Source organism: Streptomyces sp. NPDC051105 (assembly GCF_040682795.1).
In the GTDB taxonomy this organism is placed as follows: Bacteria; Actinomycetota; Actinomycetes; order Streptomycetales; family Streptomycetaceae; genus Streptomyces.
Genome location: NZ_JBFBBR010000012.1, coordinates 217,379 through 230,659 on the forward strand (window position 1 = coordinate 217,379; position 13,281 = coordinate 230,659).

Annotated in this window: 12 protein-coding genes and 1 pseudogene; 9 read left to right on the forward strand and 4 right to left on the reverse strand. The window is 69.3% G+C overall.

Annotated features, from left to right (window positions below):
- Window positions 1-170 precede the first annotated feature (170 nt).
- Window positions 171-373: pseudogene (locus tag AB0N16_RS28400) on the forward strand (transposase); the annotation flags it as partial.
- Window positions 374-720: 347 nt separating this feature from the next.
- Window positions 721-1,917, forward strand: coding sequence for an MFS transporter (locus AB0N16_RS28405; RefSeq protein WP_365801475.1), 1,197 nt, complete (start codon window positions 721-723; stop codon window positions 1,915-1,917).
- Between the two features lie 84 nt (window positions 1,918-2,001).
- Here AB0N16_RS28405 and AB0N16_RS28410 read toward each other — a convergent pair whose 3' ends face one another.
- Together AB0N16_RS28410 and AB0N16_RS28415 are read right to left on the reverse strand one after the other, a co-directional pair.
- Window positions 2,002-2,541 (reverse strand): GNAT family N-acetyltransferase, encoded by a 540-nt coding sequence (locus tag AB0N16_RS28410; RefSeq protein ID WP_365801477.1) that lies wholly within the window; start codon window positions 2,539-2,541, stop codon window positions 2,002-2,004.
- 176 nt (window positions 2,542-2,717) lie between these two features.
- A complete protein-coding gene (locus tag AB0N16_RS28415; protein WP_365801479.1) occupies window positions 2,718-3,836 on the reverse strand; it encodes an NAD(P)/FAD-dependent oxidoreductase in 1,119 nt (372 codons plus the stop codon).
- 53 nt (window positions 3,837-3,889) lie between these two features.
- On the opposite strand from AB0N16_RS28415, the gene AB0N16_RS28420 reads away from it, so the two are divergent.
- The 4 genes from AB0N16_RS28420 to AB0N16_RS28435 all read left to right on the forward strand — a co-directional run bounded on the left by AB0N16_RS28420 (window position 3,890) and on the right by AB0N16_RS28435 (window position 7,474).
- Window positions 3,890-4,582, forward strand: a complete 693-nt coding sequence (locus AB0N16_RS28420) for a TetR/AcrR family transcriptional regulator C-terminal domain-containing protein (protein ID WP_365801481.1) — start codon at window positions 3,890-3,892, stop codon at window positions 4,580-4,582.
- Between the two features lie 1,227 nt (window positions 4,583-5,809).
- Window positions 5,810-6,385: a sigma-70 family RNA polymerase sigma factor gene (locus AB0N16_RS28425; protein WP_365801484.1), complete on the forward strand. Its 576-nt coding sequence runs from the start codon at window positions 5,810-5,812 to the stop codon at window positions 6,383-6,385.
- The gene (locus tag AB0N16_RS28430; RefSeq protein ID WP_365801486.1) at window positions 6,382-7,053 is read left to right on the forward strand and encodes a hypothetical protein; all 672 of its coding nucleotides are present in this window, start codon (window positions 6,382-6,384) and stop codon (window positions 7,051-7,053) included. The genes AB0N16_RS28425 and AB0N16_RS28430 overlap by 4 nt, the downstream gene beginning before the upstream one ends.
- Window positions 7,054-7,174: 121 nt before the next feature.
- Window positions 7,175-7,474 (forward strand): hypothetical protein, encoded by a 300-nt coding sequence (locus AB0N16_RS28435; protein WP_365801488.1) that lies wholly within the window; start codon window positions 7,175-7,177, stop codon window positions 7,472-7,474.
- A gap of 186 nt (window positions 7,475-7,660) precedes the next feature.
- Here the strand turns inward: AB0N16_RS28435 and AB0N16_RS28440 are convergent, their stop codons facing one another.
- Window positions 7,661-7,867, reverse strand: a complete 207-nt coding sequence (locus AB0N16_RS28440) for a hypothetical protein (protein WP_365801490.1) — start codon at window positions 7,865-7,867, stop codon at window positions 7,661-7,663.
- Between the two features lie 188 nt (window positions 7,868-8,055).
- On the opposite strand from AB0N16_RS28440, the gene AB0N16_RS28445 reads away from it, so the two are divergent.
- Window positions 8,056-8,295: a hypothetical protein gene (locus tag AB0N16_RS28445; RefSeq protein ID WP_365801492.1), complete on the forward strand. Its 240-nt coding sequence runs from the start codon at window positions 8,056-8,058 to the stop codon at window positions 8,293-8,295.
- Window positions 8,295-8,675 (forward strand): toxin Doc, encoded by a 381-nt coding sequence (locus AB0N16_RS28450; RefSeq protein ID WP_365801494.1) that lies wholly within the window; start codon window positions 8,295-8,297, stop codon window positions 8,673-8,675. The genes AB0N16_RS28445 and AB0N16_RS28450 overlap by 1 nt, the downstream gene beginning before the upstream one ends.
- Before the next feature lie 319 nt (window positions 8,676-8,994).
- Here the strand turns inward: AB0N16_RS28450 and AB0N16_RS28455 are convergent, their stop codons facing one another.
- The gene (locus AB0N16_RS28455; RefSeq protein ID WP_365801496.1) at window positions 8,995-10,722 is read right to left on the reverse strand and encodes an MFS transporter; all 1,728 of its coding nucleotides are present in this window, start codon (window positions 10,720-10,722) and stop codon (window positions 8,995-8,997) included.
- Window positions 10,723-11,150: 428 nt separating this feature from the next.
- Between AB0N16_RS28455 and AB0N16_RS28460 the strand changes: the two genes are divergently transcribed.
- Window positions 11,151-13,226 (forward strand): glycosyl hydrolase family 28-related protein, encoded by a 2,076-nt coding sequence (locus tag AB0N16_RS28460; RefSeq protein WP_365801499.1) that lies wholly within the window; start codon window positions 11,151-11,153, stop codon window positions 13,224-13,226.
- The last annotated feature ends 55 nt before the right edge of the window (window positions 13,227-13,281 follow it).

The following is a 13,281-nucleotide window of genomic DNA, read 5'->3' on the forward strand; positions in this document are numbered from 1 at the left end:
CCGTCAAGCGCGGTAGCGAGGCGAAGTCGTGCTGGGGGCTGGTGGGGGTTCATCATGGCGTTCGCATTCAGGGACTCCGGAAGCATCTGCCACCCGAAGATCGCTAACTTACCCGGGTGGTTCTCAGGCCGCCATCGCCATGAGGCATCCCGACTGCGCGCGCCGGCACTCTGGACTCTCACGGCGGGGAGGCGTTAGCGGAAGCGTCACGCTTTTCGGGAGGAGTTCCATCCTTGCCTGACCGAGCGTCGTGATGAACTGTTCGAGCTGGCAGATGCCGTTCTCTGCCCGGACGGCCCGGTGATGCCTCCGGTGGACCTGACGCTCCGGCCCGAACACCGCCGTGGGCGCCGTGCGGTACGGCGGTCTGAACCTGGCGCCGATTGCGGCTGAACGCGCCCTGTTCGGCGACTGCTCCGACGACCTCCATCGGACGAAGATTCACGGCCGCCGACTCTTCCATCTCTCATGAAGATAACCATCATCTTGGACTATCTCCGGCGAATGGGAAACAACGGCTCGGCTCCTTCGTTGGTCATCACAGGCGGTGAATGCAGGGCCGTGTGGTCCGGCCGCCGACGGAAACCAACGACAAGGATCGGAGGGCTTCCGATGTCGCTCACGTCGGCCACGGGTCTGCGTACAGACCGTATATCTGCTCGGAAGGGCCGAGTCGGTGAGCAACTGCTCGCTGCCGGCCGGTACGGTGCCGGGTTCTGGATGGTCGCGGGGGTGTTCGTGACGGCCATGGCCTTCTCCACCGTTCCCACTCCGCTGTACCCGCTGTACGAGGCGCACGACGGGTTCTCCACGTTCACGGTCACGGTCGTGTTCGCCGTCTACGCCCTCGGCGTGCTGACGAGCCTGCTGCTCGCCGGGCACGTCTCGGACTGGCTGGGCCGCAAGAAGGTCATGACGTCGGCGCTGGCGCTCGAACTGCTCGCCGCCGCGTTGTTCCTGGCCACGCCGTCGCTGCCGGTGCTGATCGTGGCCCGGCTGGTCACCGGCCTCGGCGTCGGCATGCTGACGGCGACCGCCACCGCGTATCTGCAGGAACTGCACAGCGCGCACCGGCCCGGTTCCTCGATGCGGCGGTTCGAGATCGTGTCGACCGTCGCCAACATCGGTGGGCTCGGCCTGGGCACCGTCGCCTCGGGCGTTCTCGCCCAGTACCTGGGAGCGCCGCTGCGGGTGCCGTACGCGGTCTTCGCCGTTCTGCTGCTGACGGGTGCGGTCGCCATCGCGCTGACCCCCGAGACCGTCCGTCGGCCCGACGTCAGGCCGACCTACCGCCCCCAGCGGGTCGGAGCCACTCACGGAGTGCCTGGATATCCTGTGGCCGGCGCGGCCGGATTCACGTCCATGGCCGTGTTCGGCCTGTTCACCTCCGTGGTGCCCGGCTTCGTCGGCGGGACCCTGCACCACCCGTCCCGGGCACTGACCGGACTGATCGTGTTCGCGGTGTTCGCGGCCGCCGCGGCGGCCCAGACGGGCACAGGCCGCCTCGGCGCCCGCACGCGCTGGTACGCCGGGCTGTTCGCCCAGGCCGTGGGCATGGCCGTCCTGGCGTTCGGTGTGCACCTCGCCAGCCTGCCCGTCTTTCTGCTCGCGGGGATCATCGCCGGGGCCGGAGCCGGGGTGCTGTTCAAGTCCGCCATCGGGCATGTGGCCGCTACGGCCGCCCCGGCCGGGCGTGGAGAGGCCCTTGCCGGCCTGTTCCTCGCCTCCTACCTCGGCCTGGCCCTGCTGCCCGTCGGCCTCGGCGTCGCCAGCCGCTCCATGAGCCTGACCAGTGCGACGACCTGGTTCACCGCCGTCGTACTCGTGCTGCTCGCCGCCATCGCCGTAACCACCCGCCGTCACGGCCCCACGGCCGAGGCCCTCTCCCCGCTGCCGGGCCCTGACGACATCGAATGAGGTGTGCCCGTCATGCAGACCGTGACCACTGACGGGTAGCCCGGGGGAGTAGCCCCTCGGGCTACCGACCGGGCGACCCTGGGCTCAAGCGGCCGGCGTGACCGAGGACCGCAGGCCGAGCCACTGCTCGGCGCCCCAGGCCCGGAACCTCTCTACCTCGGTGAACCCCAGCTTTGCCGCGAGCCGCATCGAGCCGACGTTGGCGGTCTGGGTGGTGAGCACCACCGGCTCGCCGGGAAGGACGCCTTCGAACCAGTCGAGTGCCGCCGCGCACGCCTCGGCGGCGTACCCGAACCCCCACGCCCGCGGCAGGAACAGGTAGCCGAGCTCGACCTTCCCCACGGCAGCCGGGCGACGGTGCTCCGTTGCTCTCCTGAGCAGGATCTGGCCGATCATCGCCCCGTCGAGATCAACGACGAAACTCCCGGGCCACCGCTCGGGCGCCTCGGGCAGCTCGCGCTCAAGCTCGTCACGAGGCCTGGGGCCACCGAGGTAGGTGTGCACCTCTGGCGACGCCAGCAGCTCGATGAACACTGGACGGTCCCGGGCCTCGGGCTCGCGGAGCACGAGCCGCTCGGTCTTGACCGGGGCAGGTGGCCAGGTGAGGGACTGTAGTTCAGTCATGGCGGCCAACCTACCGCTGGCCTCGCTCTCACAACTCCGGCTCTGGCTCAGCTTCCGTGACGAGTGCGCGCTGGGGCGACGACTGTGAGTCGTTGGGCGGCTTGGCAAGTTGCCGCAAAACGAACAGTGGCCAGGGTGGTTGGGCCGACAGGTGCTGGTGCTCGCAGGCTTGGCGGTCAGGAGGGCTGGACCTGGTCGAAGACGGCGAGGGCTTCGGCGGGGTCCGGGCTCACGAGGCGTTCCAGACCGGCCGTCGTGATCTTCGCCCACTTGGCCGCCCGTGCCCACATCTGTGCCTCGAAGGCGCGGACGGTGCCGTCCAGATCTCCAGGGCCGGTGGCGATGGCCTCGGCGAGTTCGGCACCTTCCAGCATCGCCAGGTTCGCGCCCGCCCCCAGTGGGGGCATCAGATGGGCGGCGTCGCCCAGGAGCGTCACGCCGGGGACGTGGGTCCAGGTATGGGACACGGGCAGGACGTAGAAGGGGCGGTGGACGAAAGCCGTGCCGTTGCGGAGGAGGTCGAGGACGGGAGCGGCCCAGCCGTCGAACAGAGCCGGCAGGTACGATCGCACGGCCTCGACGTCGGCCAGGTCCAGGTTCGTGTGCCACTCCAGCGGCGCACGGAATTTGGTGTACACCTTCACGTGACCGCCGCTGTTGCGCTGGGCGACGAGGCTTCGGTTCACGCCATACACAGCCATGGAACCGTCGCCGATCAACCGGGCGAGGTCAGGGTGGCGGGTGTCGACGTCGTCGAGGGAGGTCTCGATCGAGGTGACGCCGGTGTAGTGCGGCGTCACCGACGAGACTGCCGGGCGGACCCGGGACCAGGCGCCGTCCGCGCCGACCACGAGGTCGAACGTCTCCTGTCGTCCGTCCGCGAAATGGACCCGTGCGCCATCCCGGGTCCCCGGCACCACCTGCGTCACGCCCCGGCCCCACTGGACATCGAGAGGGCCCAGCAGCAGGTCACGGAGTTGGCGGCGGTCGATCTCGGGATTGGCCTGGTCGTCTGGACGGGGTCGCCAGTCGCGCAGGACGGTCCCGTCCGTGTCCAGAATGCGCATGGCCTGCCCCTCGGGACGGGACAGCGCCTGGAACTCCGCCCGCAGCCCCGCCTTGTCCAGTGCGAGCTGGCCCATCCCTTCGTGCAGGTCCAGCGTGCCGCCCGGGGGACGGGCGTCGGGGGTGGGATCGCGTTCGAGGACGGTGACGGGGTGATCATGGCGGTGCAGGACGCGGGCGAAGGTAACGCCGGCAGGACCGCTGCCGACCACTGCGATACGATGTCTCATGTCGATACACTGTATTGGTTCATGACGATGCATCGCAACGGTACGGTGGGATCATGACTGTGTGGGACCGGCCGGAGCCGCCGACTCAACCCGTGCCGCTCGACCGGGAGCGGATCGTCGCCGCCGCCATCGCGCTGGCCGACGAGGGTGGGCTGGAGGCGGTGTCCTTGCGCAAGGTAGCCGCCCGCCTGGACGCCGGCCCGATGCGGCTGTACAGATACATCTCCACCAAGGAGGAGCTGTTCGACCTCATGGTGGACGAGGTCCAAGCCGAGATCCGACCCGAGGAGCAGGCCGGTGACTGGCGGGAGGCGTTGCGCGTCCTCGCCGAGCGCACCAGGCAGGCCGCTCTTCGTCACGAATGGCTGGCCGACCTGCTCGGCGGTCGCCCGGCCCTGGGTCCGAACGGCCTTGCCGTGACCGAGGCCACGCTGGCCGCCTTCGACGGTCTCGCCGATGTCGACACCGTCATGCGCGCCGTGGAGACCGTCAGCGCCTACTTCATCGGGGCGATCAGGCGCGAGACCGCGAACCTGCGGGCTGAGCGCGCCACGGGCCTGTCCAAGCGCGACTGGCAGCGTGCCTCCGGCCCGCACGTGACGAGAATATTGGCCACGGGCCGCTTCCCGGCGCTGGCCAAGGCCGTGCACGACGGCACACACGTGGACGCCGAGACGTCCTTCGCAACCGGCCTGGACTGGGTCCTCGACGCAGTGGCCGCCAAGCTCACCCGGCTGCCGGGGTGACACTCAGCGCTTGTCGAAGGTGAGCGAGGTCGGGGTCGGCGTCCACGGGCCGTGCCCGCTTTCGCCGCACGTCATCGATCGCCCGCACCTCGGGCGCGACAACTCCGGGCAGCCGCGCGGCGATCCGCTGCCCGGACGGAAGCGAATCCCACGGCGACTCGGGGCCCGGGGCGAGGTGGACTGGACCTCGGCGATCGTCGACGCGGCCTCCGTTCGCGCCACGAGGGGAGATCGCCGACCGGGCCGACCCCGGTCGATCGCGGCAAGAACGGCAGCAAGCTGCACGTGCTGTCCGAGGCCCACGGCATCCCGTTCGCCGTCGCCGTGTCCGGCGCGGGAAGTACGACGCGCACGACCTACGGCTGGTGCGGGAGATCCGCGCACCGAGCGACCTCGGTATCCCTGTGGAGCGCACCCGCCCGTTCCTGGAATGCCTGGACGACGGTGCAGCCGCCCACCTGGCCCAAACGCCGGTCCCGCGCCTGGAACTGCGCAAACCGCCGTGACGTTGCCGAACCGTTCCCAGACCCCGTACTCCCAGGCGCCGTTCCCGTCCTCGCATGCCCTGAGTGCGGTGCAGGACCTGGAGCTCGCTGTACGACGCCGAGCCTGCACCCTCACAAGGCGCACGTGACGCGGTTCAGGCTCCGATTCGGGCCTGCCAGACCCAGCCAGAAGGGGCTGGCCGACGACCGCAAGTGGAACCAGACCTTCCCACCAGCAACGGTCTCATACGTGAACCCTGCTTCCCCGGGGCATGCCGGCCGCCCCCGTACCCGCATTCAACAGGCAGCCATGTGGTCACGATGGGTGAAGCTCAGGGGTGTGCATGTGGTGGGTGCTTGCCGGTGCGTGCCGGTCGTGCGCCGATTGGTGGACCTGGTGTGATGCAGAACACGATGGAGATGCGAAGGTCTGTTCGGGGCATCCCTCTCTCGGGTTAGCCCTGATCAGAAGGCTACCGAGGGTGACTAGCAGTGCTTGTTGAAGATTGCAGGATGCTGCGGGGCGGGACGCTCGGTGATTTTTTCCACGTGTGCATGAGTGATCGGACGCGTGAATCACTTAGGTAGGTCTCAGGCCCAACGGGCCGTCGGCGCACACGAGTTGGCGCCGGTCCCAGCCGACCCCGATGAAGAGGGAGAGCCTGCCCATGTGCCGTGCCGCCGGGAGGTCCGCGTGAGTCATGACGACGCCCCAGAGGACACCCCAGCCCCAGACCAGGGCATGAGGCTGTCGCAGGACATGTACCAGCCGCTGGACCTGCCGATCGACTTCGAGGCGTTCTACCTCGGGCACCAGGAGCCGTTCCACGCCTACGCGGAAGTCCACTTCGGGACCCGCGAGCTGGCCGAAGAGGTCATACACGAGGTATTCCTGCAGATCCACGCCGGCTGGACGCAGCTGCTCAGCTCGGGCTCCCTGGAACAGGGCGCCTGGGCGATCATGCGACGGGCCGTGCACGACCGCCTCGAACGCGAAGGCCGCGCACCCGCGTTCGTCATCAACGGGCCCATCACCCAGGCGCTGGCCCCGGCACTCGCCACAGCCCGCGACAAGCTGCACAAGATGGAGTCGACCAGCGGCCTGTACGAAGCGATCGCCGAACTGCCCAACCGCCAGTTCGAGGTGATCGTGCTGCGCTACATCCTCGGCTACCCCACCGCCAAGGTCGCCTGGTACGTCGGCATCGACGAACGCACCGTCGGCCACCACCTGCGCCGCGGCAAGGAACGCCTGCGCATCAAGCTCGGCCTGCCCGACGACCGCAAAAAGCCCCACCAGAAAGGGGAACGGACGTGACCACCACTCTCGACGCCCTGCTGGACGAGGTCCGGCTGCCCGTCACGACGCCGAGCCGGTTCGACGTCGCCGCGGGTCTGCGGCGGCTCGCTGCCGACGCCCGCCGCCGCACCCCGACCACGGACATCGCCCGCGCCGCACAGGCCGGCCAGCGGTTGGGCGTGGTGTGCCGGTGGGTCCTCAACGAACCGGCTGTCGCCGACCACGTCGCCAAAATCGCCGAAGGCCCCGACCGGGGACCGCTCGCGGAGGAACATCTGGACGTCGACGGCGCCCTCGCCTTCGCCTGCCTGCTCTACCTCACCCGCCACCCCGAGTCCGCCCAGTTCTGGTGGCAGCTCGCCGCCGGCGCCGGCAGCCGCGCCGCCGCCTACTGCCTGCACCTGCACCACTTCGCCGTCGGCGAATCCAAGCGGGCCCGGCACTGGTTCCACCAGCTCACCCACTCCATGGCCGACACCACACCACCGGACGTCGCGTTCCTCGAAGGACTCGAACTCTTCGCCCGCTACGTCCGCACCAACGGCTCCACCGCCGTTGCCCCCACCGGCCGCCTGGAGCACGAGATCGACCGGCTCGCCGCCCGCGCACCCGGCCGCTCCGTCATCGTCGCCCGGCCCGACCGGCAACTGGTCGACCAGCTCCAGGAGTTCGCCGCCGGCCGCTGAACCGGGCCCGAGCACCAGGAAGAGAAAAGAAAGGAGGGGAGTCCCGTTCCGGCCACCGGTTCCGAGGCCACCGGCCGGGCGGACTCCCCACCTCGACGCCATACAGAAAGAGACGTCCGCCATGCACTTTAGCCCCCGCCCGCCCGCGCCGGACCACAATCCGCCGGCCGGCCCGACAGCCTGGCCCGTCCGCGTCCAGCGCCCCGGCCTGGTGTATCTCCTGCACGGCACCCGATACGGCATCCGAGCTGATGTCATCGGCCTGGTCGTCATGCCGTGCGACAACCCCTGCTGCAGCCCGCGGCCGCCGGCCCCGCCCTCGAATGAGCCGGCCGTGCCGATCCGGGTGACCAGTGGCACGGCAGAGGCCAAGCAGGCCGCCCGCCCGCGCATCACCATGACCCGGTTCCCGCTGCACTAGACCGAGACCCTCATGCGCGTGGCCGCCGGCAGGCGACAGCGGCCACGCGCACGTCACATCCCTCTCCCGCCGTAGGAGGTGGCTGCGGCTGTGACAGGCTGGATGCGCCGGCCCGTCGCTTTCCCCCGTGGGGGCGGGCCAGACCTCTACCGCCTGTCGGCGCTCTGCTCGGACCGGCGGCGAGGATCAGACCGCGATGACCACCGTCAGCACAGCCCCGGCCGACGCGATGCCCAGATGGAGCAGCGTCCACAGCCCGCGCAGCCGGACTCGCCACAGCACCCGGTGCCAGCGCCGGTGGCCTTCGCGTGCGCCCTGCCGGTCGGCCTCCAGCCCCAGCCCGGGAGCGACTCGGGCCTGATCACGCCGCTCCCGAGAGAACTGAAGCAGCACGTCATTACCTTCGTGCAACTCCTCCCCCTCCCGATCGCCATGTACATGCGGGTGGTGAACCCTTCTCATGAGTGAGATAACCGCTTCAGCACGTCGGTCCGAGGGCGGTGGCGCGCTTCGACCCCGCAGACCCCGTCGCGCCCACTCCCGCTGTACCCGCGTGGCACCTAGTAGGTACCATCACAGGTATGCCATCCCTGAACGTGTCCTTCACCGAAGAGGAACTCGAAGGTGTGCGGGCCGCGGCTGCCGCCGAGGGCAAGAGCCTCAAGCAGTACCTGCACGACCTCGGAATCCGCGAGATGCAGCGCAAGCGGTTCGTCTCCGGCGCGACCGAATGGGCCGAGCGACTGCGCGGCGAGTTCGACGAGGCCTTCCCCGAGGAAGTGCCGCCCGCCGAACGCGGCAACGGGGTCGCGGCCGCCTGATGCCGCCTCTCTACGTCGACGTCTCCTGGCTGCTGGACGTCCAGGAGAACGCGCTCGGCCACGACGACCTGACCGTGGCGGACTACTCGGCGTTGGTGGCCGCCGTCGCCCGCCACAAGACCCGGCTGCCCACCCTCGCGGCAGCCGACCCGGACACGGCCTGGCGCGCGGCGGCCCTGCTGCACACCATCGTGCGCCTGGAGCCGCTCCCGCACCGCAACAGCCTGTACGCCGCGTTCATCGCCGCCCAGTACATGGCTCAGGCAGGCGAAGGCATCGATCCCCCCTACGGCGCCCTGTCCGACCTGGTCCGCAAGGTTCGCGACACCCGCATAGGCGTCCAGGACGTCGCCGACCAACTGCGTACCTGGAGGCTCTAGGCGTTCCGGCCCGTACGGCGGGTTGGACCGGTGGTCGTAGTGGTCGGTGCCTGCTTCTGAACTGACCTGGCACCAGCGCGAGTTGCTCGGCAGCGTAGGGTTGCACCGCGGAGCGGATCAGGCCGTGGAGGTGGAACGGTCACAGGCCGACCAGGGTGTAGCGGACGAAGGGGTCCTCGGTCAGTCGCAGCGCGCGCCCTTCATGAGTGAGGCCGTCGGGTCGGGCAACCGGCATCCGGCGCATCGCATCGTGCCGCATGTCAGACACCCCATCCCGCGTCCGGCCGCCCCGTCCACGGACGGCCGGTTCCGCGTCCGATCACTCCGTGGCGGCGAGGGCGGCCAGCTCGCGGTTGACGGCAACCTGGTGTGCCTCAGCGTCCAGACGTGCCCTCTTCGGGCTCCAGCGACCCGCCATCACGAAGACGAGGGGCAGGAAAAGCACCTGGCCGCCGACACAGATCCACCACCAGGTACGCCATTCGCCGGGCCCGTCCTTCGACGCCTTCTGGACCTCGGCGCCGTACTCCTGCAGCAGCTTCAGCTGCGGCGCCGCCTTCTGCACGACCGCGAGGTTCTCCGCGCCGACCTCTTTGGCGGCGCGGGCACCCAACGCGGGCGGCACCGTGGCCGGGGTGTACTTGTTCAACTCGGCGAAGAGATCCGGGTGCGCGTTGACGATGGCCAGCGCGGGCGCCGCCTGCGCCGAGGCGACCTTGACCTCGGCGCCGTGCTCCACGAGCGGGGTCACGGAGGTGACCAGTACCGGGATGAAGGCGGCGGACACGGCGACCACGATGCGCACCGTCCAGCCCCACACCGCCAGACCCGCCGCGGTCGCCGCCGGGTTGTGCTTCTCCACCGTCTCGGTGAAGCTCGCCATCCAGGGGGCGTAGGCGATGCCGCTGAAGACGCCGATCCCGATGAACAGCCAGGCGAAGGTGTAGTAGTCGGTCGTCAGGTGGGTGGCGCGGGTGGCGAAGATCGCGGTCACCACGACGGAGCCGACCGCACCCACGATCATGAAGGGCTTGCGCACCTTCAGCCGGTCCGAGACCAGGCCGACCAGGACCAGGGCGATGGCGTTCGCCCCCCAGTACCAGTTGGCCAGCGCGTTGGTGCGCTGCTCGCTGTAGCCGAAGACCGTCGAGAAGTAGACGACGAAGTTACCGACCGCCGCGTAGTACAGCAGCAGGAACACGGCGATGGCGAAGGCCGAGCCCAGCACGTCCAGGCGCATCATCTGCCGCCACTCGCCGCGGCGTACCGCCTCGGTGTCCAGCCCCTTGGCGCGTGCCTCGATCAGCGCCCGGTCCCGCAGCGTCACCATGATCTGGTCGCGTAGCGCCGGTGACAGCTCGCGCAGCGCGCAGACCGCGGCGATGAAGACGACGAACCCTGCGATCGCCGAATAGCGCAGTTCGTCCTGCCAGGTGGCGCTGTCGAGGGTGTTGCTGGTGACGGTGGTGACCACCAGGGAGCCGATGACCGGGCCCATCGTCCAGTACCCCATCGCGGTGGCCCGGCCGAGTTGCGGGGAGAAGTCCCTGATCAGTGCGGGGGTGGCGACCAGCACGATGCCCTCGATGAAGCTGACGAGCGCGAAGAGCACCAGATAGGTGGTCTTGTTCGCCGCGTTCGGCAACCCGAAGAAGACCAGCAGCGCGGCGATCAGCAGGCCGTAGACCACCAGGTTCGCCCGGCCCCAGCGGTCCGCCAGACCCGCCACGAGCGAGGCGAAGGCCCCGACCGCGTTGCCGATCACCGAGACCCAGATGAAGTAGCGGTACGTCATACCGAAGTGCGTGATGATCGACGTCGCCACCGCGTACTGGATGTACAGCATGTAGTACAGGACGACAGTGGTGACGACCACGATCGCGAGATAGACCATACGGCGAGCGGTGGGCGGGTAGTCCGCCAGTTCGCGGCGGTACAGCCGGCCCAGCGGGCCGCGGGCGTCCGCGGAGGGCACATCGGGCGCGGCGGTGGCCGACTCGGTGCTGCTCGGTCTGTCGGCGTCGGACGGTGTCGTGGCGGCGGACATACGGCTCCTCCCAGGGATACCCGGAACCAGGTGTTCGCATCGGTGTGACGACCATGCGCGGAGGCCTGGCTCCGAGAGCGTGGCCAGAGGCTAGTACCGACTAGTCGGTACGCCTAGAGGGTCTGCGCGAGATCATGTCCCGGGTTCATCCCGGCGCTGACGGCGCGAGTACCGAACGGCCATCCGTCCCGTTCATCGGGCATGCGCAGGGAAAGAGAGCGACGTGCTGGTGCCGCCGCCACCATGCAAGGAATCGACAATCGCTTGCAGGATCTGTACTGACAGATGGAAAGAAGTGTCCGACGTCTTGTCCGGCCGTCCTGCCGCGCCCTAATGTCCCGGTACGCAGCGGCACGGCCCGTTACCGCCGTGCCGCCGTGCACCGAGCTGCCCTCGGTGACCTCCGCTCCCAGAGAAACGAGAACCCGATGGCGCGGGACACCAACCACGTGGCTGCGGAGCGGCTTTGGGGCCGTGCGCGAAGACCGGCTCGGACCCTCGCGGCCCTGACCGCGACCGCCGCCGGACTCGTGCTGGGGCTCGGCGCTCCGGCCCCGGCGGCGTCAGGGCACGGTGGCCGGGAGGGCACCCCGGCCACCATGACCCGGGCCGGGCTCGATCCCGCCCTTGTCGCGGGGCGGGGCGCCGCGGTGGACTTCGACGAACAGGAGGCGGAGAACGCGGCGACGGACGGCACCGTCATCGGCCCCGACCGCACCGCCTACACGCTGCCCTCGGAGGCATCCGGCCGCACGGCGGTGCGCCTGGAGCCGGGCCAGTACGTCGAGTTCACCCTGCCGCGCGCGGCCAACGCTCTCACCGTGCGGTACAGCATCCCCGACGCTCCCGAAGGCGGCGGCATCACCGCGCCCCTCGACGTCTCCGTCGGCGGCGGCCGCCACACCACCATGACCCTCACCTCGCAGTACTCCTGGCTCTACAACCAGTACCCGTTCAGCAACGACCCCCAGGGCGACCTGCTGCACCCCGACTGGTGGATCACCGAATGCGGTTGCGTTCCCGCCGCCACCAGCCCGACACCCACCATCGACAAGCCGTTCAGGCCAAGCCACTTCTACGACGAGCAGAGACTGCTGCTCGGCAAGCGGTACGCGGCCGGCGACACCGTCCGCCTCACCGCGCCCAAGAACAGCACCGCGGCCTGGACCGTGATCGACCTGCTCGACACGCAACTCGTGGGCGCGCCACACGTCGAGAAGCACGCCGCCAACGTCATCGCGTTCGGGGCCGATCCCACCGGCCGGCGTGACGCGGGCGACGCCTTCGACCGGGCCATCGCCTACGCCGAGAAGCGGCACCTCAAGGTGTACCTGCCGCCGGGGACGTACCAGGTGAACCGTCACATAACGGTGGACGACGTGACGATCGCCGGGGCCGGCAGCTGGTACACGATCGTCAAGGGTCACCAGGTCACCCTCGACACCCCTGCTCCCGACGGTTCGGTGCACACCGGTGTGGGCTTCTACGGCAAGGACGCCGCGGACGGCGGCAGCCACGACGTCCACCTGTCAGGCTTCGCCGTCGAGGGCGACGTACGCGAACGCATCGACACCGACCAGGTCAACGCCCTCGGCGGGGCACTCAGCGACTCGACGATCGACGGCCTCTACCTCCACCACACCAAGGTCGGCATGTGGTTCGACGGCCCGATGACCCGTCTGCGCGTCACCCGCACCGTGATCGCCGACCAGATCGCCGACGGCCTCAACTTGCATACCGGCGTGACCGATTCGAGTGTCTCCAACACCTTCGTCCGCAACACCGGCGACGACGGTCTGGCCATGTGGTCGGAGAAGACGGGCGACGCGCGCAACGTCTTCGCCCACAACACCGTGCAGACCCCGGTCCTCGCCAACGGTATCGCCCTGTACGGCGGCACCGACAACACGGTCACCGGCAACCTCATAGCCGACCCCATCAGAGAGGGCAGCGCTATCCAGGTCGGCTCCCGGTTCGGCGCGCAGCCGTTCACCGGACGTCTGAAGATCACGGACAACACCACAGTCCGTTCAGGGCCGTTCGAGCTCAACTGGAAGATCGGCCTGGGAGCCATCTGGTTCTACGCCCTGGAGCGGGACATCGACGCCGACATCCAGGTCACCGGCGACCACTTCCTTGACAACACCTACAACGCGATCATGCTGGTCTCCGACTTCCCGGTGAAGGACAAGTACGCGATCCGAGGCGTCCGCTTCAAGGACATCCGCGTGGACGGCACCGGTACCTCCGTGCTCAGCGCCCGCTCCGCCGGATCCGCGTCCTTCGAGAACGTGGACGCCCGTAACGTCGGCGCGGTCGGCATCAACAACTGCGGATCCTTCAACTTCCCCCCTTCCGGCTCCGAGTTCGCGGTGAACGACCTCGGCGGCAACGACGGAGGTGGCGCGACCGGCCCCTGGCTGGCGTCCTGGGAACTGCCGAACACCATCACCTGCGACGACCGTCCCCCGGTGGCCCCGCCACCGGCCCCGGCACCTTGGTGAGACACGCCGGGCGACGTATTTCGGGTGAGTGCCTGTTTCACATGCTCAGCTCAGC

What these genes read in the sequence shown, in the direction of transcription:
- AB0N16_RS28405 (WP_365801475.1), top strand. Translation starts at nt 721, where the DNA reads ATGGTCGCGGGGGTGTTCGTGACGGCCATGGCCTTCTCCACCGTTCCC.
- AB0N16_RS28410 (WP_365801477.1), bottom strand. Translation starts at nt 2,541, where the DNA reads ATGACTGAACTACAGTCCCTCACCTGGCCACCTGCCCCGGTCAAGACC.
- AB0N16_RS28415 (WP_365801479.1), bottom strand. Translation starts at nt 3,836, where the DNA reads ATGAGACATCGTATCGCAGTGGTCGGCAGCGGTCCTGCCGGCGTTACC.
- AB0N16_RS28420 (WP_365801481.1), top strand. Translation starts at nt 3,890, where the DNA reads ATGACTGTGTGGGACCGGCCGGAGCCGCCGACTCAACCCGTGCCGCTC.
- AB0N16_RS28425 (WP_365801484.1), top strand. Translation starts at nt 5,810, where the DNA reads ATGAGGCTGTCGCAGGACATGTACCAGCCGCTGGACCTGCCGATCGAC.
- AB0N16_RS28435 (WP_365801488.1), top strand. Translation starts at nt 7,175, where the DNA reads ATGCACTTTAGCCCCCGCCCGCCCGCGCCGGACCACAATCCGCCGGCC.
- AB0N16_RS28445 (WP_365801492.1), top strand. Translation starts at nt 8,056, where the DNA reads ATGCCATCCCTGAACGTGTCCTTCACCGAAGAGGAACTCGAAGGTGTG.
- AB0N16_RS28450 (WP_365801494.1), top strand. Translation starts at nt 8,295, where the DNA reads ATGCCGCCTCTCTACGTCGACGTCTCCTGGCTGCTGGACGTCCAGGAG.
- AB0N16_RS28455 (WP_365801496.1), bottom strand. Translation starts at nt 10,722, where the DNA reads ATGTCCGCCGCCACGACACCGTCCGACGCCGACAGACCGAGCAGCACC.
- AB0N16_RS28460 (WP_365801499.1), top strand. Translation starts at nt 11,151, where the DNA reads ATGGCGCGGGACACCAACCACGTGGCTGCGGAGCGGCTTTGGGGCCGT.